The organism is Caulobacter segnis (assembly GCF_023935105.1).
Classification (GTDB): domain Bacteria; phylum Pseudomonadota; class Alphaproteobacteria; order Caulobacterales; family Caulobacteraceae; genus Caulobacter; species Caulobacter segnis_B.
In genome coordinates, this window is the sequence record NZ_CP096040.1 from 1,605,029 (window position 1) to 1,626,300 (window position 21,272).

Annotated in this window: 24 protein-coding genes and 1 pseudogene; 14 read left to right on the plus strand and 11 right to left on the minus strand. The window is 66.9% G+C overall.

The window, feature by feature from the left end:
• Positions 1-24 precede the first annotated feature (24 nt).
• The 7 genes from MZV50_RS07785 (at position 25) to MZV50_RS07815 (ending at position 7,936) form a co-directional block, all read left to right on the plus strand.
• Positions 25-1,332 carry an HlyD family type I secretion periplasmic adaptor subunit gene (locus MZV50_RS07785; protein WP_252633849.1) on the plus strand — a complete coding sequence of 436 codons (1,308 nt, stop codon included), beginning with the start codon at positions 25-27 and terminating at the stop codon, positions 1,330-1,332.
• A 138-nt stretch (positions 1,333-1,470) separates the two neighbouring features.
• The gene (gmd, locus tag MZV50_RS07790; RefSeq protein ID WP_252633850.1) at positions 1,471-2,448 is read left to right on the plus strand and encodes a GDP-mannose 4,6-dehydratase; all 978 of its coding nucleotides are present in this window, start codon (positions 1,471-1,473) and stop codon (positions 2,446-2,448) included.
• The gene (locus tag MZV50_RS07795; protein WP_252633851.1) at positions 2,448-3,095 is read left to right on the plus strand and encodes an acetyltransferase; all 648 of its coding nucleotides are present in this window, start codon (positions 2,448-2,450) and stop codon (positions 3,093-3,095) included. The genes gmd and MZV50_RS07795 overlap by 1 nt, the downstream gene beginning before the upstream one ends.
• Positions 3,092-4,207 carry a DegT/DnrJ/EryC1/StrS family aminotransferase gene (locus MZV50_RS07800; protein WP_252633852.1) on the plus strand — a complete coding sequence of 372 codons (1,116 nt, stop codon included), beginning with the start codon at positions 3,092-3,094 and terminating at the stop codon, positions 4,205-4,207. Before MZV50_RS07795 ends, MZV50_RS07800 begins: the two co-directional genes overlap by 4 nt.
• Before the next feature lie 3 nt (positions 4,208-4,210).
• Entirely contained in the window at positions 4,211-5,248 is a 1,038-nt protein-coding gene (locus MZV50_RS07805) for a glycosyltransferase family 4 protein (RefSeq protein ID WP_252633853.1), read from the plus strand.
• A 10-nt stretch (positions 5,249-5,258) separates the two neighbouring features.
• Positions 5,259-6,296 carry a glycosyltransferase family 4 protein gene (locus MZV50_RS07810; RefSeq protein WP_252633854.1) on the plus strand — a complete coding sequence of 346 codons (1,038 nt, stop codon included), beginning with the start codon at positions 5,259-5,261 and terminating at the stop codon, positions 6,294-6,296.
• 56 nt (positions 6,297-6,352) lie between these two features.
• Positions 6,353-7,936: a TolC family outer membrane protein gene (locus tag MZV50_RS07815; RefSeq protein ID WP_252633855.1), complete on the plus strand. Its 1,584-nt coding sequence runs from the start codon at positions 6,353-6,355 to the stop codon at positions 7,934-7,936.
• A gap of 3 nt (positions 7,937-7,939) precedes the next feature.
• Here MZV50_RS07815 and MZV50_RS07820 read toward each other — a convergent pair.
• A pseudogene (locus MZV50_RS07820) lies at positions 7,940-9,261 on the minus strand (glycosyltransferase).
• Positions 9,262-9,440: 179 nt separating this feature from the next.
• On the opposite strand from MZV50_RS07820, the gene MZV50_RS07825 reads away from it, so the two are divergent.
• Complete coding sequence (locus MZV50_RS07825) at positions 9,441-10,976, plus strand: class I SAM-dependent methyltransferase (protein ID WP_252633856.1); 1,536 nt, start codon at positions 9,441-9,443, stop codon at positions 10,974-10,976.
• A 591-nt stretch (positions 10,977-11,567) separates the two neighbouring features.
• On the opposite strand, the gene MZV50_RS07830 is transcribed toward MZV50_RS07825, so the two are convergent.
• The 4 genes from MZV50_RS07830 to MZV50_RS07845 all read right to left on the minus strand — a co-directional run bounded on the left by MZV50_RS07830 (position 11,568) and on the right by MZV50_RS07845 (position 14,541).
• Complete coding sequence (locus tag MZV50_RS07830; RefSeq protein WP_252633857.1) at positions 11,568-12,317, minus strand: DUF599 domain-containing protein; 750 nt, start codon at positions 12,315-12,317, stop codon at positions 11,568-11,570.
• Between the two features lie 59 nt (positions 12,318-12,376).
• Entirely contained in the window at positions 12,377-13,828 is a 1,452-nt protein-coding gene (locus MZV50_RS07835) for an MFS transporter (protein WP_252633858.1), read from the minus strand.
• A 60-nt stretch (positions 13,829-13,888) separates the two neighbouring features.
• Complete coding sequence (locus MZV50_RS07840; RefSeq protein WP_081916837.1) at positions 13,889-14,044, minus strand: DUF3309 family protein; 156 nt, start codon at positions 14,042-14,044, stop codon at positions 13,889-13,891.
• Between the two features lie 104 nt (positions 14,045-14,148).
• Positions 14,149-14,541, minus strand: a complete 393-nt coding sequence (locus MZV50_RS07845; RefSeq protein ID WP_252633859.1) for a DUF983 domain-containing protein — start codon at positions 14,539-14,541, stop codon at positions 14,149-14,151.
• A gap of 272 nt (positions 14,542-14,813) precedes the next feature.
• On the opposite strand from MZV50_RS07845, the gene MZV50_RS07850 reads away from it, so the two are divergent.
• Positions 14,814-14,981 (plus strand): hypothetical protein, encoded by a 168-nt coding sequence (locus MZV50_RS07850; protein WP_252633860.1) that lies wholly within the window; start codon positions 14,814-14,816, stop codon positions 14,979-14,981.
• An 18-nt stretch (positions 14,982-14,999) separates the two neighbouring features.
• Here MZV50_RS07850 and MZV50_RS07855 read toward each other — a convergent pair whose 3' ends face one another.
• Complete coding sequence (locus MZV50_RS07855; RefSeq protein WP_252633861.1) at positions 15,000-15,137, minus strand: entericidin A/B family lipoprotein; 138 nt, start codon at positions 15,135-15,137, stop codon at positions 15,000-15,002.
• 81 nt (positions 15,138-15,218) lie between these two features.
• The gene (locus MZV50_RS07860) at positions 15,219-15,617 is read right to left on the minus strand and encodes a beta/gamma crystallin family protein (RefSeq protein WP_252633862.1); all 399 of its coding nucleotides are present in this window, start codon (positions 15,615-15,617) and stop codon (positions 15,219-15,221) included.
• Positions 15,618-15,860: 243 nt separating this feature from the next.
• On the opposite strand from MZV50_RS07860, the gene MZV50_RS07865 reads away from it, so the two are divergent.
• Positions 15,861-16,628: a class I SAM-dependent methyltransferase gene (locus MZV50_RS07865; RefSeq protein WP_252633863.1), complete on the plus strand. Its 768-nt coding sequence runs from the start codon at positions 15,861-15,863 to the stop codon at positions 16,626-16,628.
• Between the two features lie 21 nt (positions 16,629-16,649).
• Here MZV50_RS07865 and MZV50_RS07870 read toward each other — a convergent pair whose 3' ends face one another.
• A complete protein-coding gene (locus MZV50_RS07870) occupies positions 16,650-17,735 on the minus strand; it encodes a L,D-transpeptidase family protein (protein ID WP_252633864.1) in 1,086 nt (361 codons plus the stop codon).
• Between the two features lie 77 nt (positions 17,736-17,812).
• On the opposite strand from MZV50_RS07870, the gene MZV50_RS07875 reads away from it, so the two are divergent.
• Together MZV50_RS07875 and MZV50_RS07880 are read left to right on the plus strand one after the other, a co-directional pair.
• The gene (locus tag MZV50_RS07875; protein ID WP_252633865.1) at positions 17,813-18,460 is read left to right on the plus strand and encodes a peptidoglycan-binding domain-containing protein; all 648 of its coding nucleotides are present in this window, start codon (positions 17,813-17,815) and stop codon (positions 18,458-18,460) included.
• Positions 18,454-18,888, plus strand: a complete 435-nt coding sequence (locus MZV50_RS07880) for a D-alanyl-D-alanine carboxypeptidase family protein (protein ID WP_252633866.1) — start codon at positions 18,454-18,456, stop codon at positions 18,886-18,888. Before MZV50_RS07875 ends, MZV50_RS07880 begins: the two co-directional genes overlap by 7 nt.
• On the opposite strand, the gene MZV50_RS07885 is transcribed toward MZV50_RS07880, so the two are convergent.
• Together MZV50_RS07885 and MZV50_RS07890 are read right to left on the minus strand one after the other, a co-directional pair.
• Positions 18,818-19,438, minus strand: coding sequence for a glutathione S-transferase family protein (locus MZV50_RS07885; protein WP_252633867.1), 621 nt, complete (start codon positions 19,436-19,438; stop codon positions 18,818-18,820). The genes MZV50_RS07880 and MZV50_RS07885 overlap by 71 nt on opposite strands.
• Positions 19,435-19,623 (minus strand): hypothetical protein, encoded by a 189-nt coding sequence (locus MZV50_RS07890; RefSeq protein WP_252633868.1) that lies wholly within the window; start codon positions 19,621-19,623, stop codon positions 19,435-19,437. The genes MZV50_RS07885 and MZV50_RS07890 overlap by 4 nt, the downstream gene beginning before the upstream one ends.
• A 76-nt stretch (positions 19,624-19,699) precedes the next feature.
• On the opposite strand from MZV50_RS07890, the gene MZV50_RS07895 reads away from it, so the two are divergent.
• Together MZV50_RS07895 and MZV50_RS07900 are read left to right on the plus strand one after the other, a co-directional pair.
• Positions 19,700-20,257, plus strand: a complete 558-nt coding sequence (locus MZV50_RS07895; protein ID WP_252633869.1) for a hypothetical protein — start codon at positions 19,700-19,702, stop codon at positions 20,255-20,257.
• A gap of 45 nt (positions 20,258-20,302) precedes the next feature.
• Positions 20,303-21,088, plus strand: coding sequence for a hypothetical protein (locus tag MZV50_RS07900; protein WP_252635205.1), 786 nt, complete (start codon positions 20,303-20,305; stop codon positions 21,086-21,088).
• 4 nt (positions 21,089-21,092) lie between these two features.
• On the opposite strand, the gene MZV50_RS07905 is transcribed toward MZV50_RS07900, so the two are convergent.
• The gene (locus MZV50_RS07905; RefSeq protein ID WP_252633870.1) at positions 21,093-21,245 is read right to left on the minus strand and encodes a hypothetical protein; all 153 of its coding nucleotides are present in this window, start codon (positions 21,243-21,245) and stop codon (positions 21,093-21,095) included.
• Positions 21,246-21,272: the final 27 nt, after the last annotated feature.

A 21,272-nucleotide genomic window follows, 5' to 3' on the forward strand; every position in this document is an offset into this window, starting at 1 on the left:
ACGCGCCCATCAGGCTGAAAACAGATGAAGCCCCCCAAGATCCAGCGTCCGACGGACAACTACAAGGGCGTCGCCCGTATCGGCTACGCCATCATCGCCCTGATGTTGGTGGGCCTGATCATCGCGTCGTTCGCGCCCCTGGCGGCCTCGGTGAGCGCTACCGGGGTCGTCTCGGCCGAGGGCAACCGCAAGACCATCCAGCATCTGGAGGGCGGCATGTTGCGCAAGATCCTGGTGCGGGAAGGCGAGAGGGTGAAGGCCGGGCAGGTGCTGTTCGAGCTGGATCCGACCCAGGCCAACGCCGCCGCCGGCATCACCAAGAACCAGTACGTGGCCCTGAAGGCCATGGAGGCCCGCCTGCTGGCCGAGCGTGACCAGCGTTCGTCGATCAATTTCCCCGCCGACCTGAGCAGCCAGAGCTCTGATCCGATGGTGGCTCGCGCGATTGCTGACGAGCGGTCGCAGTTCATGGAGCGTCGCCAGACCCTGCAGGGCCAGGTCGACCTGATGAACGCCCAGCGCGATCAGTATCAGAGCGAGATCGAAGGCATCGACCGCCAGACGCAAGGCCTGAAGGACCAGCTGGGTTACATCCAGGACGAGCTCAACGACCTGCGCAAGATTTATGACAAGGGCCTGGTGCCGCGCCCGCGCCTGCTGGCGCTGGAGCGCGAGCAGGCCTCGCTGTCGGGCTCGATTGGCCGCCTGACCGCCGACCGCGCCAAGGCCATCCAGGGCATGGGCGAGACGCAGCTGAAGATCCGCCAGATCAAGCAGCAGTTCTTCGAGGAGGTCAGCCAGAGCATCACCGAGACCCGTGTGAAGCTGGCCGAGGTGACCGAGAAGGAAGTGGTGGCCTCGGACGCCCAGCGCCGGATCAACATCGTCTCGCCGGTCAACGGCACGGCCCAGAACCTGCGCTTCTTCACCGAAGGCGCCGTGGTTCGTCCCGCCGAGCCGATGGTCGACATCGCGCCCGACGACGAGGCTTTTGTTATCCAGGCGCATTTCCAGCCCACCGACGTCGACAACGTCTATCCGGGCATGGTCACCGAGGTCCGACTGCCGGCGTTCCACTCGCGCGAAATCCCGATCTTGAATGGCAAGATCGAATCCATCTCGCGCGACCGCCTGACCGATCCCGAGGGCAAGATCTCGTATTTCCTCGGCATCGTTAAGGTCGACGTCAAGCAACTGCCCAAGCCGCTGCGGGCCAAGGTGACGGCGGGCATGCCCGCCCAGGTGATTGTGCCGACCCGGGAGCGGACCGTGCTGGACTACCTGTTCTCACCCCTGCGCGACGCCATGCGCACCACCATGCGCGAAGAGTAGAGCGCCGGGTTCAACGGTCTGATTTGCAAGGCTTTTCGGAAAGCGGTCGCCGGGGATGGAAATGTCGCCGCCGCCGCTTTCCAATCGGCCCCAATAGTGTAGTCAGGACCCTTCGTTGTTACTGGAGTCGATGGGCGCGTGGCGAAGACGGCTTTGATCACCGGCATTACCGGGCAGGACGGGGCTTATCTCGCCAAGCTGCTGCTGGAGAAGGGCTACGTCGTCCACGGCATGCTGCGTCGCTCGGCGTCGGCCGACGTGATCGGCGATCGCCTGCGCTGGATCGGCGTCCACGACGACATCCGGTTCGAGCTGGGCGACCTGCTGGACGAGGGCGGTCTGTCGCGCCTGCTGCGCCGTGTGCGGCCCGACGAGATCTACAACCTGGCGGCCCAGAGCTTCGTCGGCGCCTCTTGGGACCAGCCGCACCTGACCGGTTCGGTCACCGGGCTGGGAACCACCAACATGCTGGAAGCCCTGCGGATGGAAGCCCCGCAGGCCCGCTTCTACCAAGCCTCGTCGTCCGAGATGTATGGGCTGGTGCAGCATCCGATTCAATCGGAGACGACCCCGTTCTATCCGCGCTCGCCCTATGCGGTGGCCAAGCTCTACGCCCACTGGATGACGGTGAACTATCGCGAGAGCTACGGCCTGCACACCTCGTGCGGCATCCTATTCAACCACGAGAGCCCACTGCGCGGCATCGAGTTCGTGACCCGCAAGGTCACCGACGCGGTGGCGGCCATCAAGCTGGGTCAGCAGAAGACCGTCGAGCTGGGCAATCTGGACGCCAAGCGCGACTGGGGCCACGCCAAGGACTATGTCGAGGCCATGTGGCTGATGCTCCAGCAGGAAACCCCGGACGACTACGTGGTCGCGACCGGCAAGACCTGGACCGTGCGGCAGATGTGCGAGGCGGCCTTCGCCAGCGCCGGCCTGAACTACCAGGATCACGTCACGGTCAACCCGAAGTTCCTGCGCCCGGCCGAGGTGGACCTGCTGCTGGGCGACCCGTCCAAGGCCAAGGCCAAGTTGGGCTGGGAGCCCACGACGACCATGCAGGAGATGATCGCCGAGATGGTCAAGGCCGATATCGCGCGGCGGTCGCGGAACTGATGGACACCACCCTCGCCATCGGGGGCGTCGTCATCATCGGCGGCGGCGGCCACGCCAAGGTGGTCATCGAAAGCCTGCGGGCCTCGGGCCACGCGGTGGCGGCGATCGTCGACGCGGACCCGACGCCGCGCGTGGTGCTGGGCGTGCCCGTGCTCGGCGACGACCTCAAGCTGCCCGAACTGAGAGGGCAGGGACTTTCCGCGCTGTTCGTGGCGGTCGGCGACAACCGGCTGCGGGAGATGCTGGGGCGCAAGGCGCGAGGGCTAGGTTTCTCTCTGGTCAACGCCATCCACCCCTCCGCAACCATCTCGCCGACCGCGCGGATCGGAGAAGGTGTGGCCGTGATGGCGGGCGCGGCGATCAATGCTGAAAGCGAGATCGGCGACCTGGCCATCGTCAACACGGGCGCGGTCGTTGATCATGATTGCCGCCTGGGCGCGGCCTGCCATCTGGGGCCAGCCTCGGCCCTGGCCGGCGGCGTGACCATCGGCGACCGCGCCTTCCTGGGCGTTGGCGCGCGAGTCATTCCGGGCGTCAGCATCGGCGCGGACACGATCGTCGGGGCTGGCGGCGTCGTCGTGCGCGACCTCCCGGAGGCCGTCCTGGCGGTCGGTGTTCCGGCCCTCGTCAAAGGAGAGCGTTCTTGACCGCTTCGCCGCGTATTTCCGTCGCCGCCCCCCGTTTGGACGGCAACGAGCGCGACTATGTGCTGGAGTGCCTGGACACGACCTGGATCTCGTCGGTCGGCCATTTCATCACCGACTTCGAGAAGGCCTTCGCCGCCTATTGCGGGGTCAAGCACGCCATCGCCTGCAACAACGGCACGACGGCGCTGCACCTGGCGTTGGTGGCCTTGGACATCGGGCCGGGCGACGAGGTGATCGTGCCCAGCCTGACATACATCGCCTCGGTCAACGCCGTGACCTATTGCGGCGCCACGCCGGTGCTGATCGACAACGACCCGCGCACCTTCAACCTGGACCCCGCCAAGCTGGAAGCGCTGATCACGCCGCGCACCAAGGCGATCATGCCCGTGCACTTGTACGGCCAGATCTGCGACATGGATCCGATCCTGGATGTCGCCAGGAAGCACGGCCTCAAGGTCGTCGAGGACGCCGCCGAGGCGGTCGGGGCGACGTACAAGGGCAAGATGTCCGGCGCTCTTGGAACGTGCGCGACCTTCAGCTTCTTCGGCAACAAGATCATCACCACCGGCGAAGGCGGGATGATCACGACCGACGACGATGAGCTGGCCGCCCGGATGCGGCTGCTGCGTGGCCAGGGCATGGACCTGAACCGCCGCTATTGGTTCCCGGTCGTCGGCTACAACTACCGCATGACCAACATCCAGGCGGCGATCGGCCTGGCCCAACTGGAGCGGGTCGACGCGCACCTGGACGCTCGCCAGCAGGTGGTGGCCTGGTACGACGAGAAGCTCTCGCGCCTGGGCAACCGGGTGATCAAGCCGCATGTCGAGCCGACCGGCCGCCATGTGTTCTGGATGTATACGGTGCGCCTGGGCGAGGGCCTGTCGACGTCGCGCGACGAGGTGATCAAGGGACTCGACGCTTTGGGCATCGAGAGCCGGCCGGTGTTCTATCCGATGCATGTGATGCCCCCGTACGCCCATCTGGCGACCGGTGATCTGGGCAACGCCGAGGCCTGTGGCGCCGACGGCTTGAATCTGCCGACCCATGCGGGCCTGTCGGAAGCCGACATCGACCGCGTCGTCGCGGCGCTCGACCAGGTGTTGGTCTAGCCGATGCGCGTCGTCCTGCTGTCCTCGATCGTGCCGTTCATCAACGGCGGGGCGCGCTTCATCGTCGAGTGGCTTGAGGAGAAGCTCGTCGAGGCGGGGCACCAGGTCGAACGCTTCTACCTGCCGTTCGTTGACGATCCGAACGAGCTGCTGCATCAGATCGCCGCCTGGCGGATGATGGACCTGACCCAGTGGTGCGACCGGGTCATCTGCTTCCGGCCGCCAGCCTATGTGGTGGATCACCCCAACAAGGTGCTGTGGTTCATCCACCACATCCGCACCTTCTACGACCTGTGGGACACGCCCTATCGGGGCATGCCGGACGACGCCGAGCATCGGGCGATCCGCGACAACCTGCGGGCCCTCGACACCCGGGCCATCGCCGAGAGTCGAGCGGTCTTCACCAATTCCCAGGTGGTCGCCGACCGCCTGAAGCGGTTCAACGGTCTGGACGCCACGCCGCTGTACCCGCCGGTCTACAAGCCCGAGCGCTTCACCCACACCGGTTATGGCGACGAGATCGTCGCCATCTCGCGTCTCGAGCCGCACAAGCGCCAGGCGCTGATGATCGAGGCCATGCAGCACGTGAAGACCGGCGTGAAGCTGCGCCTGGCCGGCACGGCTTCCAGTCCTGAGTACGGTCGCCAACTGGTCCAGATGACGAAGGACCTGGGTGTTCAGGACCGCGTCATCCTCGAGGATCGCTGGATCAGCGAGGACGAGAAGGCCGAGATGCTCAAGGCGGCCCTGGCCGTCGCCTACCTGCCCAAGGACGAGGACAGCTACGGCTATCCCTCGCTGGAAGGCGCCCATGCCCGCAAGGCGATCGTCACCACCACCGATAGCGGCGGCGTCCTGGAGCTGGTCGAGCACGGCCGCAACGGCCTGATCAGCGAACCTGATCCGCGGGCCCTGGCCGAACAGTTCGACCGCCTGCACGCCGACCGGCGAGGCGTCGAGGCCATGGGGACGGCCTCGCTGAACCGCCTCTCGGAGATGAAGATCGACTGGAGCACCGTGGTGGAGCGCCTGACGGCATGAAGATCTCCCGATGAAAGTGCTGGTCGTCAACAACGCCGCCCCATTCCAGCGTGGCGGGGCCGAGGAACTGGCCGACCACCTGGTTCGCCGCCTGAACGCCACGCCCGGCGTCCAGTCCGAGCTGGTTCGCGTGCCGTTCACCTGGGAGCCCGCCGAGCGTCTCATCGAGGAGATGCTGATCGCCAAGGGGCTGCGGCTGCACAATGTCGATCGGGTGATCGGCTTGAAGTTCCCGGCCTATCTGATCCCGCACCAGGACAAGGTGCTGTGGCTGCTGCACCAGTTCCGTCAGGCCTACGACCTGTCCGAGGCCGGCCAGAGCCATCTCGATTTCGACGAGACGGGGCGGACGGTGAAGGCGGCGATCAAGGCGGCCGACAACGCCTGTTTCGCCGAGTGCCGCCGGATCTATTGCAATTCGCCGGTCACCCAGAACCGGCTGATGAAGTTCAATGGCGTGGCCAGCGAAGTGCTGTATCCGCCGCTCAATGACGGCGAGCTGTTCACCGGCGGCGACTATGGCGATTATGTCTTCGCCGGCGGCCGGGTGGCGGCGGGCAAGCGCCAGCACCTGCTGATCGAGGCCCTGGCCCTGCTGCCGAACGGCCCACGTCTGGTCATCGCCGGGCCGCCCGAGAACCAGGCCTATGCCGATCGCCTGACCAAGCTGGTCGAGGACCTGGACCTGAAAGATCGGGTTGATCTGCGTTTCGGCTTCCATCCGCGCGAGGACATCGCCCGCTGGGCCAACGACGCCCTGGTCTGCGCCTACCTGCCCTTCGACGAGGACAGCGTCGGCTATGTGACCATGGAAGCTTTCGCCGCCGGCAAGGCCGTGCTGACCGTCACCGACTCCGGCGGCCTGCTGGAGATCGTCAACGAGGACACGGGCGCCGTCGCCGAGCCGACGCCCGAGGCGCTGGCTCACGCGTTGGTTGGTTTAACGTCCGACAGGGCGCGGGCAATGTCGCGGGGGGCGGCGGCGCGTGACCTCTGGCGCAACAAGAATGTCACATGGGAGGCGACAGTGCGTCGCCTTCTTGATTAAGCCATAAACATTGGGTTGAACGCCGGTTTCCGGCGGAAGCCGTGGAAATCTGGAAAATGCGAGTGTTGTCGAAAGTTCTGTCCGTCCGGTCTTCCGTGATCGCCATGGCCGTCGCCCTGTCCGTCTCGGGCGTGGCTGGCCGCGCGCACGCCGAGACCCTGGCCGACGCGATCACCGCCGCCTACCAGAGTAACCCCAACATCCAGGCCCAGCGCGCGGCCATGCGGGCCTTGGACGAGAACTACGCCCAGGCCCGGGCGGCCTATGGCCTGCAGGCCAGCGCGCAGGTGTCGGAGGGCTATTCCTACCAGAAGGGCGTGGAGAGCGGGAGGAGCGAGGACGCCACTCAGCCGACCAGCCAGCTGTCGGTGTCCCAGGCGCTGTACACCAACGGCCGCTACGCCGCCCGCCTGGCCTCCACCGAGGCGCAGATCAAGGCCGCACGCGAGAACCTGCGACGGATCGAGATGGATCTGCTGGTGCGGGTCACCAACGCCTATGTTTCGGTGCGCCGCGACCGCGAGGTGCTTCGCATCAGCGAGGGCGGCGAGGCCTTCCTGCGTAAACAGCTGCAGGACACCCAGGACAAGTACTCGGTTCGCCAGGTCACCCTGACCGATGTCCAACAGTCCAAGGCGCGTCTAGCGGCGGCCAGCACCCAACTGGCCAACGCCCAAGCGCAGTTGAATGTCAGTGTGGCCTTCTATGCGTCGCTGGTGGGCCACCTGCCCGACACGCTGGATCCCGAGCCGGACATCGACGGCCTGCCCCCGACGCTCGACGAGGCGTTCGATCAGGCCGAACAGAACAATCCGTCCCTTCTGGCCGCCGCCTATACCGAGAAGTCATCGCGCGAGGGCGTCGCCGAAGCGCGGGCCCAGCGGCTTTTTTCTGTCAGCGCGCGCGCCGACTACCGAAACGGCCCTTACGTGTCCTACAATGGCAAGGCCGGCAATCGGGTCGACAACGTCACCGCCAGCGTCACGCTGAGCCAGCCGTTGTTCTCGTCCGGCCAGTTGAACTCGGCCGTCCGCCAGTCGATCGAGGAAAACAACCGCGACAAGCTGCTGATCGACGACGCGCGCCGCAACATGGTGCTGGGGGTCTCGCAATACTGGGATCAACTCGTCGCCGCCCGAAAGGCTCTGGTGTCCACCGAAGAGGAAATGAAGGCCGACACCATCGCCTTCTACGGCGTGCGCGAGGAAGAGCGTTTCGCCCTTCGCAGCACGATCGAGATCCTGAACGCTCAGGCCGAGCTGCAGAACGCCCAGATCAGCTTCATGCGCGGACGGGCCAACGAATATATCGGTCGCGTGCAGCTGCTGGCTCAGGTCGGCACGCTGGAGGTCGGCAATCTCGCGCCTGGGATCCAGCCGTACGATCCAGAGCGGCACTTCAAGAAGGTCCGCTACAAGGGCGTGCTGCCGACGGACCTGATCGTCCAGAGCATCGACAAGATCGCCCTACCGATGGAGCCGAAAAAGCCCAAGGCCGGCGACACCACGCCGATCCGTCCGCCGTCCAGCGAGCTGCCCGCCAAGCCGGTTCCGGCCGACCAAGTCAAGCCGCCGCAGTCGATCAACGACTTGCCGACGTTGAACGACGACGCGCCGGTCAAGACGTCGCCGAGGAACTAGGGTCTAGCCCAAGGCAAGCCGGGCGCGGGTCATGCGCAGCCAGGCTTCGCGGTCGAACGAGACGTGGTCGTTGCGCGCTGTCGCGGCGGCCATGTCCGCGCGCCAGGCGTCGTCGCTGATCATCTGCGCCAGCTTGGCGGCGGCGTCGTCGACGTCGGCGTCGGCCCAACGCCCGGCGCGATAGATGTGGCCGTCGCCCTCGACCGGGATCAGCTTGAAATCGACCAGTTGGCTCGACGCCGGATCCATGAACTCCACGTTCGAGGACCAGCCCGTGGCCAAGGTAGGCTTGCCCAGCCAGATCGCCTCGGCCAGCAGCAGGCCATAGCCTTCCGAGCGATGCAGCGACAGCACGATGTCGCTGCTGGCGGTCAGGCGCGCCATGTCGTCGGCGGACAGGCTTTCCGTCATCAGGCGGATCGATGGATCGTCCGCGACGCGCTCGCGCAGCGCCGCCAGGGTCTCCGGATAGAGTTCCGCCCCGACGATCTTGCAGACCAGCAGAGCCGGTCTGTCGGTCGAGGCTCGCGCCTTCTGGAACGCCAGCAGGGCGGCGTAGGGGTTCTTACGCTGGGCGGTCGAGCGCAGGTCGAACGCCATCAGCGTCACCACCACGCCATCGGGAAGGTCGAAGCGGGCGCGGTCGGGCGCGGGGCGCGGGTTCAGATACAGCGGGTATGGAGCCGGGGAGACCTTCACGCGGGCGGGCGCGATCTTGCGGATGGCGTCGGCGGCGAAGACGGACGGGGTCCAGACCTCGTCGACCAGGTCGAAGGCGGGCGCCCAGTCGGCGGGAACGTCCTCTAGCTCCCAGGCCCAGTAGCCGATGTGGCGGCGGCCCTCCAGTGGGCGGCCTTCGGTCGTCCGCGCCCAGCGCAGCAGTTCGGGCGGATTGATGTGCGAGATCACCGCGCCGCGCTCGTCGGCGGCGGGAGGCGGAAAGGCGACGGGCATGTCGATCGGGAAACCCACCTCGGCCGAGAGGTCCACCGCCCGCGTCGGAAGGCCCGCGTCGGCCAGACCGCGCGCCAGCATGCGCGCGCCCTCGCCCAGGCCATGCACGGCGCCGTGGAAGCCGACGACGGTGATCGGGAGGGTCGGGGGAGGTTCCGACGCCGGGCGCGGCGACGCGCCCGCGCCAGGGCCTTTCGTTCGGCTCTCGCCTTGGCCGCGCGCGCCGCGCGCTCGGCCCGGGCCTTGGCTGCCCGGTCCATGGCTTCGGAGGTCGCCCTGAACGCCGCGGCGGGCGCGCCGGCGGTCAGGTGCGCCGCGCGGCGGACAGGAACAGGTAGGCCGCGCCAGAGCGCGAGGAGGCGGGATTTCATGGGCGGTGCTTGTGGATCCGGGCGCGTCTAACCGGCGTCAGACCTATAGCGACTTGCCCCGCACGCGCCATGACAAAGGGGTGTCGATCAGGGCGCGAACTGTGGCGACAACTTGTCATCCGCAATATTTCCATGCAGCAATTCACGCCGGGTGGGCTTTGGCAGCGGCGGAGAAGCGTGTGTCGACCGAGTGGAACGCGGGCTACGTTACGGATGTAAACTATACCTTTGGCTACTATGGAGAGTTGAGTCCGCTTCGTTGCCGTCTGCCGCTTTTGATGGTCGGTCGCCATGCGCCCAAGATCGAGAACGCATGCGAGCTGGGCTTTGGTCAGGGTCTGTCGGTCTCGATCCACGCCGCCGCCCAGCCGGGAATCAATTGGTACGGCACGGACTTCAACCCCTCGCAGGCTTCCTTCGCCTCGGAAATGGTCCGTCTGGCCGGCGCTGACGCCAAGCTCTACGACGAGGCGTTCGCGGAATTCTGTAACCGCAAGGACTTGCCGGATTTCGACTTCATCGGCCTTCACGGTATCTGGACGTGGATCTCGGATTCCAATCGGGGCGTGCTGGTCGACTTCATTCGCCGCAAGCTGCGGCCCGGCGGCGTGCTCTACATTTCCTACAACACCTTGCCGGGCTGGTCGGCCTCGGCGCCGATCCGCCACCTGATGAAGCGCCACGCCGATGTCATGGGCGCGCCAGGCCAGGGGATCATCGGCCAGACCGACGCGGCTCTGGATTTCATCGAGCAATTCTTCGCGCTCGATCCCCTCTACGCGAAAGCCAATCCTGGAGCCGTCGATCGGCTGAAGCAGGTCAAGGGTCAGGACCGCAAGTATCTGGCCCACGAATATATGAACCGCGACTGGCACCCGATGTACTTTGCCGACATCGAGAACTGGCTTGGCGACGCCAAGGTCGGGTTCGCCAGTTCGGCCCATACGCTGGACAATCTATACGAACTGAACTTCACGCCCGCGCAGATCGAATTCATGCGCAACGCGCCTGACGTCTCTTTGCGCGAGACGATCCGAGACTATTGCGTGAACCAGCAATTCCGTCGCGACTATTGGGTGCGGGGCGTGCGGGCCCTGGTTGGTCATGAGCAGATCGCGGCGATACGCGATGAGCGCGTGGTATTGACCGTCGATCGGGAAAGTCTGCCCACCAAGGTGCGCGGGGCGGTTGGCGAGGCCGGGCTCATCGATACGATCTATCAGCCGATCTATGAACTGCTGCTGGATTACAAGCCCCATACCATTCTGGAGCTGGAGACTCACGTCGGCGGCAAGAACGTCAACTTCGCCCAGCTGAGTTCGGCGTTGTCGATCTTGCTCGGTCTCGGCACGATCCAGCCCGCCGCCCCGGGGCAGGATGTCAGCAAGGCCAAGACGCGGACGCAGGCGTTGAACAGGGCCATCTCGCGTCGCTCGCTCTCGGTGGGCGATATCGCCCATTTCGCGTCGCCCGTGACCGGGGGCGGGATTTCGGCGCCGCGCTTCCACCAGCTTTTCTGGCTGGGCAAGCAGAATGGCGGCAAGACGTCGACGGATTGGGCCGAGTTCGCCTGGACCCTGCTTCGGGCGCAAGGTCAGTCTATCGTCAAGGACGGTGAGACCCTGCAAGGCGAGGATAACCTGACCGAGCTGAAGGCGCAGGCCGAACAATGGGGCGCCAAGGTCCTGCCCGTTTGGACGGCCCTGGGGATCTGAGCCTTCCCGTTTGGCGATAGTGCGGTCCGCAAGGGTGGGCATGCCCACCCTCGGCGGCGGTTCGAGGCGATAGAGCCGTCGGGCGCCGGAGAAAGTGATGGTAAAATCTTCGAGCGTTTCTCAGCGTAATGGGCGCATATAAAGAATGTAGTTGAGGATATTCCGTATAGGTTGTCCGAATGCTGAGTGTTTAAAGCGTTGTCGTAGCCAAGATGATTGCGCCGCAATCCTCGCTTCCAGAACTCTATAAATCCAAAGGTCCTGGAGGGCTTCGCTGAGATGGCGTGGCGGGGCTTCGATATTTCGGCCGCCGCCATGGGAATCTGGCGGAAGCGCTGCAATATCGGAAGTTGCATGGCGAATTCACGACGAAATGTCGAATTCCCGTAGCAAGGCGGTTGCGAAGCGGCGCTGGTTAAGGTATGAAGAACTTGTCTACCCACAAGACTTCCCATTAGCCCCGCCGGAGACCCAGTCACCGGCGGGGCTTATCGTATCTGGGGTCTTGATGTTCGTGGCGAGATAAACGCCGCGCGCGTGGCGGCGATCCTCCAGCCAAGCTTTCCAGAACCCAAAATGCGGTCTTCCGCCCTAGATCCGGTCTTCCGGCGGCGGTGGGGTTAGCCTCGTCAGGTGCGGGCCGGGGACGACCGGCTGACGTTCCAGGATCTGGCGCACCTTGCGCACGGCGGCGGAGGCGCGGCTGCGGCGCTGGCGCCAGAGCAGCAGGGTCATGGCCCCCAGCGTCGCCGCCAGGAACGGCATCGGACCCAGCAGCCAGACGGCCGCCGCCAGGGCGAAATAGTAGGCCCGGACGCCGGCGTTGAACGCCGACAGGGCCGGGTTGAGGATGCCGCCCGCGGCTTCCGCATATTCGGCCAGCACAGCCTGCGGCGCCCACATCGGCGCGGCGCCGATCGCGGCCAGGCAATAGTTCATCTGGCGGATTGACCAGATGAAGTCGAGCAGGCCCCGGGCCAGGGCCACCAAGACCAGGCCCAGCTTGATTTGGAACATCATCGGCGAGGTCTTGGCCAGCACCGCCAGACCCTCGACGCTCTTCCAGGCGGTGTCGCCGCCGAACAGCACCCCGGCCGCGGCGGCGATCAGGATCAGGTTCGACGAGGCGAAGAAGCTGGCTGAATTGATCGCGTGGCCCAGCAACTGGCCGTCCAGCAGGGCGATTTCGCGCACCGCCATCTCCTGCATCCAGCGGCGGCGGATGACGGTCATGTCGGTGTTCAGTACGCCCCCACCTTCGCCCAGGCGCTTGAGCAGGGGCTCGTACAGCAGCCAGCAGGCGGCGAAGATGGACAGGACGATCGAGTCGAGCAGATGCATGGGGGAAATCTAGACGGACGCGGAGAGTCGGAAAACGGGGTTCAGCCGAGCTTGCCGGCTTAGTCCTCGAGAATGAGGCTGTTTCGTCCGGTGTCCTTGAGGATGATCGAGCAGATCAGGCCCAGGGTCATGACGCCGGCGACGTAGAGATAGAAGGTGCTTTCCATCCCGTCGTGCTTGAAGGCCAGGGCGACCATCTCGGCCGTGCCGCCGAACAGCACATTGGCCAGGGCGTAGGGCAGGGCGACGCCCAGGGCGCGGACGTGGGCGGGGAACATCTCGGCCTTCACCACCGCGCTGATGGCGGTGTAGCAGGACTGGAAGGCCATGCCGGCCAGGATCAGGGCCAGGGCGGTGGTCACCGAGGTCGTCTGGCTGATGCCGGTCATGATCGGCCAGATGGTCAGGGCGCCGCCGCCGAAGGCCAGGATCAGCATCGGCTTGCGGCCGAACCGGTCCGACAGCCAACCGGCCAGCGGCTGCAGCAGCATGAAGCCGATCATGCTGAGCGCGCTGATCTCCGACGCCTGGCCTTTGCCGAAGCCGGCCGTGTTGACCAGGAACTTCTGCATGTAGGTCGTATAGACGTAGAAGGTCAGCGAGCCGCCCGCCGTCAGGCCCATGATCAGCAGGCTCTCGCGCGGGTGGCGACGCACCAGCGGGACGATCAGCGAGACGAAGAACAGCGCCAGGAACACCGCGCCGAGGATCTGGCTGGGCCTGGCCAGCGGGCCGGTGGTGACGCCCAGCACGCCGGCGATCACGGTCAGGGCCAGGAAGATCCCGGCGCTGGCGACCTGGCGACGCGACAGGGTCTCGCGCTGGGCGGGACGCTTGAAGGCGATGCTCTCGTCCAGGCCCCGGCGGATCCAGAACACCACCACGGCCAGCAAGGCGCCGATGATGAACGGCACACGCCAGCCCCAGGCCTTCAGTTCGGCCTCGGGCAGCAGGCGCTGCAGCACGATCAGAACGCCCAGCGCCAGCAGCTGGCCGGCGATCAGGGTCACATAGTGGAAGCTGGACCAGAAGCCCCGGCGGGCCTTGCCGGCCATCTCGCTCATATAGGTGGCGCTGGCGCCGTACTCGCCGCCGACCGACAGGCCTTGCAGCACGCGGGCCAACAGCAGAATGGCCGGCGCCCACAGGCCGATGGTCTTGAAACCGGGGGTGACAGCGATGATCAGCGCGCCGCCGCACATCAGGGCGACCGACGCCGACAGGGCGGCGCGGCGGCCGGCGTGGTCGGCGTACATCCCCATCAGCCACGCCCCGATCGGGCGGGCCACGAAGCCCAGGAAGAACACCGCCGCCGCCTGCAGCAGCTGCACGGTCTGGTCGCCTTTGGGGAAGAAGGCGGGGGCGAAATAGAGGGTGAAGGCGGCGTAGGCGAACCAGTCGTACCATTCGACCAGATTGCCGGCCGAGCCGCCCAGTATGGCCTTGGCCCGGTTCAGGGGCGAGAGACGCACGCCTTCGGCGCCTGGCCCCGCGTCGGCGGTCGCCGTCATGTCCACTCCCCCTCCCTGTTTGGAGGGGGAGCTTAGGCGAACGGCGTTCTAGAGCAATCGCTAGATCCTGCCGAGCAGGACCAGGATGATGATGATCACGAGGATCAGGCCCAGGCCGCCGCTGGGGAAGTAGCCCCACGAGCGGCTATGCCCCCAGGTCGGCAGAGCGCCGATAAGGGCCAGGATCAGGATGATGATGAGGATCGTGCCGAGCATGGTCCGAAGTTTCCCTCCAATCCGCGTCGGCCACCGTGGCGACGCTGGTTCAGGACTTCGGAATTCGCGGCGCCGCTTATCGGTTCCGCGCCAAAAGGTTCCCCTCAGGCCGGCGTGTCTTCCGCTTTTCTCAGCCGGATGGCCCACAGCGCGCCAATCACGCCACCCTTCACGCGCGGCAGGGTCAGCAGAGTCGCCAGCGCGAGCGCCGTCACGCACACGGGGACGACGACCAGCGGCGGCCCTTCCCAAACCCAGGGGAAGAACAGCAGCGGCGCGACGACCAGGTGGCCGATCAGCAGGATGGTGAAATAGGCCGGGCCGTCATCGGCCGGATAGCGCGCCAGCTCGTGGCCGCAGGCCTCGCACTCGGGATCGACCTTCAGATAGCGCATGTACAGGCGTCCGTCGCCGCAGTTGGGGCAACGGTGCAGGAGGCCTCGCTTGAGGCCGGTAAGCAGCGGAGACGCGGAGCTGGGCTCAGACATGACGCTCATATGCGCCTTCGGGCGCTGCGAGAAAAGGGCGACTTGGCGTCGCACGGCGACGTTTTGTCCGGGGTGTCGATAAGTAAAGCTGAACTATTTCGCCACATTCGCGGCGGATTTGGCGTCAAAGCGGCGTTCGCTGATCTTCACGACGATTTCTGGTTAATAAAGGATACCTTTCGGAGCAACGTTCCGGGAATCCAAGTCCTCGATCCGAGGTTTCCGGAACTGCCCGGATCAGCCCAGCGTTGATCGCCTGTTCTACAGAGACGAGGCGAGACATGGCCGAGGCCGTACAGAAGCCGATCGAAGGACCTTTGCGGCCGCCCCGCGCGGGCGAGGCGGCGTCCAAGGCCGAGCACGCTGTCCGCCACGCCCCGGAGGGCGCCGTCGCCGCGCACGAGAAGCGGACGATCGGCGCGGAAACCTCGCGGGAAGAGGACGCCTAGCGTCCGCCCGGAACTCGCCTAGTTCTTGGCGTCGCGAGCGGCGCCGGCGACGGCCTTGCCCGCGGCCGAGACGTCGCGACCAGCGCCTTCGATGGTGTTGCAGGCCGTGACCAGCAGGGCGGCCGCGGCGGCGGCGAGGACGACGATCTTGCGCATGAATTCAAGCTCCACTTCGGAAAAGCGCGGGACCTTAACCGTGGGGGGCGGCGGGCTTCAAGAGCCCGACGCCTCTCGGGATCAGCGAATTCTGCGGATCGAGCTGAAGCGGTCGTTCTGCTTGTTGGGTAGCACCCCCGCGTCGTAGTCGTAGCGCCAGCAGCGCCCCTGGAAGTAGGCGTGTTCGCAGAACTCCCACTGGCCGCGCATGATCCGCAGCGACGAGATGCGGTCGTTGAATCCAATCCGGGTCAGGTCGGGCTCGTCACCCCGGATCGGGCGGGATTCGCCGCCGAAATCGCGATGCTCGAACACCACCAGGTCGGCGCCCCAGCGGCCGCGCCGGTCATCACGCCGGTCGTCGCGGCGCTCATAGCGGTCATCACGCCGGTCGCCGTCCCAGGAGCGGTCCTGGGCGAAAGCGCCGGTGGTCAGCAGGGTGGCGGCCCCACAGGCGATCAGAAAAGCAGTCTTGCGCATCGTATCGTCTCCTTGGCGCCCGGTACGAACTGGTCCGAAGATCCTGGGCATCGTCCAGGTCAGCTAGCCGGCGTCCAACTGAACGGCGGCTGAACGGCCAAGGTCCATCGTCGAACGTTAGACGTCGATTTCGTCGCGCGGGCGGCGCGTTTGGGCGAACCTTGCCGAAACTTCATGATAACGCCGTTCGCCCGGCGCTCGCGGCCTGCTACGACAGGCGCGCAACAGGGAGGAGGCGCGCTCATGGCTCGCAAGCATCTGGTTTCGGTTCTGGCCGTTGGCGTCCTGGCCTTCGGTGCGTCAAGCCTCGGCGGCGCCGCGCTCGCCCAGGTTCCCGCCAACATCGCTAAGGCGCTGGCCGATCCGGCGCGCCCGGCGGCCGACACGGCCCGCGACGCCGCGCGCCATCCGGGCGAGGTCCTGGCCCTGGCCGAGGTGAAGCCGGGCGACACCGTCGTCGACTACATCATGGGCGGTGGTTATTTCACGCGCCTGATCTCCGCCGCCGTCGGCCCGAACGGGACCGTCTACGCCTACCAGCCGGCCGAGTTCATCAAGTTCAAGGCCCAGTACGGTGAGGACCAGAAGGCCGTCGCCGCGGCGCTGTCGAACGTGAAGCCGCTGAATGGTCCGATGACGGCGCTGGACCTGCCCGACAACGCCGATGTCGTAATCACGGTCCAGAACTATCACGACATGCACCTGAAGCCGTTCCCGGTGGACACGGCGGCCAAGGCCAACGCCGAGATCTTCAAGTCGCTGAAGCCGGGCGGGGTGTTCCTGGTCATCGACCACGCCGCCGCCGCCGGCTCGGGGATCACCGCCGCCGACAGTCTGCACCGCATCGACATCGCCGCCGTGAAGAGCGAGGTCGAGGCCGCCGGCTTCAAGCTGGAAGCCGAGAGCCCTCTGCTGGCCAGCAGCGCCGATCCGCATACGGCCAGCGTCTTCGACCCCGCCATTCGCGGCAAGACCGACCAGTTCATCCTGAAGTTCCGCAAGCCGAAATAGCGTCAGGCGGCCAGGGCTTCCCTAGGAGACCCTGGCCTCCGCACCCATGAAGATCACCTTGGCGCCCTTGTTCACCGCCGAACCCAGCTCCTTGGCGTCCCAGTTGGTCAGGCGCACGCAGCCGTGCGAGGCGCGCTTGTTGACCAGCTTGGGGTCGGGGGTGCCGTGGATGCCGTAGGTGTCCTTGGTCAGGTCGATCCAGGTCGAGCCGACCGGGTTGTTGGGCCCGGCCTTGATGGTGAGCTTGGCCTTGGGCTTGCCGAAGGTCAGGCGCGAGGGGTCATAGGTGTAGGTCGGAGCCGGAGCCAGGGTGCGGACCGCCCACTCGCCGGACGGGGCGGGGCGCTCGGTGCTGCCCACGGTGGCCGGATAGACCGCCAGCTCGACGCCGTCCTTGTCGAAGGCGCGGACCTGGCCCAGGGCCTTGTCGATCTCGATGCGGTCGACCTTGCGGTCCAGGGTGTCCGCGCCGGCGGCCGTGACCACGATGTTTGTCCCCGCCGCGCCGAAGTCGACGCCGGGATTGAGCAGCTGTAGCAGCGCTTCGTCCATGTGGAAGCGCTCCGCCAGCATCTCCAGCGGCGTGTGGTAGTTCATGGCCGGCAGCTGGGCCATCGCCTCGTAGTCTTCCTTCGGCAGCTCGGGCGAGAACGGGCCGGCCACGTCCTGGGCGGTGATCTGGTAGTCGACCAGCACGGCGCCGCCATCGGCCGCCGTCAGGGTGTCGACCAGCGCCTTGTCGATCTCGCCGGTGGCGGGCAGGTCGCGCGAGGCCTGGAAGGCCTTGATCGCCAGGGTCAGGTTCGTCCCATCGCGGCCATCGATGACCCCCGGCGAGAAGTGGGCGCGGTCCAGCAGGGTCTGGACCCGGATCAGCAGGTTGCGGTGGGCGTCGGGGTCGCTTGCGGCGGGATCGAAGGTCGCGGCATTGATCGTCTGGGCGATCGGCGAGGCGGCCGCCACGGCCGGCGGCGCGGGAACCACGGGCGTGGGGGCGGGGCTCTTCTGGACGGTCTTGGCGGGCGCGGGCTTGGCCGGCGGGTTGTCGTCACAGGCCGAAAGGGCCAGCACGGCGATCAGGGCGAAACGGGAAACCAGGCCGGTCATGCGGACTCCGAACGGGAACAAGTCTCCTGCTTCAAGGCTTGAGCCATGGCTGAGTTCCACCGTTCGCGAGGATCGACTTGAAGGCGCCGCGCCGTCTGCTCTGGGCTCTGGGCCTGCTGTTGCTGGCCTTTGGCGGCTTCTGGCTGTGGGTGTATTGGCCGTCCGGCGCTCCGTCGCCCAGGCCCGGCCAACCGCATGACGAGACCGGCTACATGCCCTCGCAACACGTGTCGTCGATCGACCCGCCCGGCGCGCCGCCGCCCGTGGTCGGGGCGCCCGAGCGCTGCGATGGAACCGACGCGCCCGACACCGCCGCCGCCGTCAACGCCGCCTCCCTGTCCACCCTGGCCTGGACGCCGTTTGGCAAGCCCGAGACGGGCTGGGAGATCTACGCCCCGCGCATCGCCGCCGAGATCGGCACCACCTGCGGTCCGGGCTCGAACGGCTTCGCCTCGGCCCTGGCGCGGTGGCAGGGCGCGCACGGCCTGCGCCAGACCGGCGTCGTCGATCCCGAGGTGTTCGGCGCCATGCTGGTCCGCTGGCACCTGGCCCGGCCTTTCGTTCGGGTGAACCGCGACGGCGTCTGCCCCGGCGCGCCGCCCGAGGCCAATCTGGCGCTGGCCAAGCCGGAGGAGAGCTACGGCGGCAAGGAAATCCGTCTGCGGCCCGGCGCGCTTGAGGCCTACCGGCGGATGGCCGGCGAGGCGAGGGGGCGGGCGTGCTGACCCGACCGGACGCCCTGCGGATCTTCTCGGGCTTTCGCGCTCCGGACGCCGACGCCCAGCGCTGCGCGCGCGACAGGAACTGCCAGGGGCTGATCCGCACCATCTGCTCGGCCCACCGCACGGGCCTGGCCATGGACGTGGTGATCGACGCCGCGCCCGGCTTCGGTCCCGACAGCTCGGCCGACGCCAACCGGCTGGCCATGGCCCGCTCGCCGCTCTATCGCTGGATGGTCGTCAACGGCGGCCGCTTTGGTTTCGTCAACTATGCCTACGAGCCCTGGCACTGGGAGTGGACGGGCGAGCCCATGCTGCCGGGCGCGCCCATCGCCAGCCTGCCCAAGGCGGGTTCGGAGCCGGTCACGGAACCTCCGGAAGGCTCCAGCGCTGGAAGGCCGGCCGCAGCTTCAGGCGCTCGTAATAAGCGCTGACCGCCGGCCAGGTCTCGCGCTCGATCGGCGAGAACAGCCAGCGGTGCACCGACAGGCCCAGCACGATGTCGGCCAGGGTGAACTGGTCACCGGCGACGTAGCAGCCGGTGTCGACCAGGCGCGCGCTCAGCAGGCCCATGACCGTGTTCCAGGCCGTGATGCTGGCCTGGATCTGCTCGGGATCGGTGAAGCCCGGCGTCTTGCGCACAAGGCCCGCGAAGGCGTAGCGCCAGGCCGTATTCAGTTCGGTCGCCTGCCAGTCCATCCACTGGTCGACCAGGGCGCGCTGGCGCCGATCCTCGGGGAACAGCGGCGTGCCCGCGCCAACGTAGCGGCAGATGGCGTTGCTTTCCCAGATCGGCCCGTGCTGATCGATCAGCACCGGGACCAAGGCGTTGGGATTGAGCTTGAGGAATTTCGGGTCGCTGGTCGACGAAAAGCCATGGCCCCAGTCCTCGCGCTCGTAGGCGACGTGCAACTCGTCCAGGGTCCACAACACCTTGCGGACATTGATGGACGAGGTGCGACCGAGGACCTTTGGGATGGTCATCGAGTCATCCAGGGCTTGGACTTGCCGGTCGGGGCGGCGGCGCTGGCGCGCTCGACCTTGCCGCTGGAGGCCTTGGGCCCGTGGCCGTGCTTGCCCTGGGCGGCCTTCTTCAGGCGCAGGGCGCGCTGCATGGGCGTTTCGCCATCTTTATCTTTGGGCGCGGGAGCGTCGATCTTGTCGGTCATGAACGCGATGTAGGCCCCAAGGAAGGTATTGAGAAGGCGCCTTGAGAAGGTCGCGCTTGAACGTCAATCTGGAAAGATGTCGTTCCGCCGTTCGGTTCCCGTGCTGATCGCCGTCGTCGCCGTGCTGGCGGGGCGGCCCGCGCTCGCGCAGGAGGCGCCCAAGGCCGGCTCCAACGAAGTCTCGCCGGTGCTGATCCTGCCGCCGACCCTGCCGCCCAAGCTGGTCTCGACCTATCCGGCCCAGGACCAGACCGTGGCGCCCGGCGTGCTGATCCTGAAGGTCGCCTTCGATCAGCAGATGTCGCCGGCCAGTTGGAACTACGCGCCGGCCGAAGGGGCGGAGCCGATGGATTGCGTGAAGACGCCGCGGCTGTTGCCCGACCAGAAGACCTTCGTGCTGCTGTGCCGGGTGCTGGCCAACCGGACCTATGGCGTGACGCTGAACGCCCAGCGCGCTGGCGGCTTCGCCAATCTGGGCGACAATCCCGCCCAGACCGCCGCCCTGACCTTCAAGGTCGACTCCGATGACCCGGTCACCACGGTGCGCCGCGCCATGGAGGCGGCCAAGCTGCTGCCGGACCAGATGCCGGTGCAGGACGCGCCGATGGCCGTCGCGTCGGGAGCGGGCCGCTAGCTCAAGCTTGTGGCGCGTGATCGCGCCTTGCCGCATCATCGTCCGATGACGGGGGAATCGGTCGGGCGCGAATGGACGGGGGCGGACCTCGCCGTGGTGGTGGGGGACTATGTCGCCCAGCTGGAGAAGACCCTCGCCGGCAAGCCGGTCGACCGCGCCACCCACGACCGCGCCGTGCGCTTCGTCACCGGCAAGTCGGACATGCCGATCAGCTGGAAGCAGGGCGAGATCTCGGCGGTGCTGTCGCTGATCGGCCTGCCGACCCTCAAGGACATGCCGCCCCGCTGGTCGTATGACGAGGCCCTGCTGGAGGCGGTCGAGGCCCAGCTGGCGGCCAAGCCGACCCTGCTGGCCGTCGCTGTCCGGCCCGCGGCCCTGTTCGCCGCGCCCCCGGCCATCCCGCTGATCGAGGCCGCCCCGCCCAAGCCGATGCCGATGCCGATGGACGAGCAGCTGATCCGCGTCATCCAGCGCTTCGACATGTCGGGCCGCGAGGCCGACGACCGGTTCCTGCGCGGCCTTGGCGTGGCCAGCGTCGTGGCGCACGAGGCTCGCCGCCTGGCCGAGCGCGGTCGCCCCGACCTCGCCGACGAAGTCCGCCCGACCAACGACCGTGACCCCGAGGGCTGCGATGTGATCGGTTTCGGCCTGGACGAACGCCCGCGCCTGCTGGTGGTCAAGACCACCCTGGCCGGAGACCTGGCCCCGTTCAGCCTGACCCAAGCCGAATACGCCCTGTCCGACGCCCAGCCGGACGCCTTCCGCGTCCGCCGCGTCTACGACCTGCTGGGCGAGGCCCGCTTCTATCGCCTGAAGCCGCCGTTCGCCTGAGGCCTCAGGCGTCGTCCTCGGTCGCCTGGTCCCGGCCGGCGTCCTTGACGTGGCTCTGCGGCTGGCCGTTGGTCGCGTTGTGGGCGGCGTTGGCCAGCGCCTGGTCGTCCGGCGTCACGATCTGAGTGACGGCGTCCGTGATCTGATTGTTGGCCAAGTGGGGAAGCCAAGGCGGCAGCCTCGC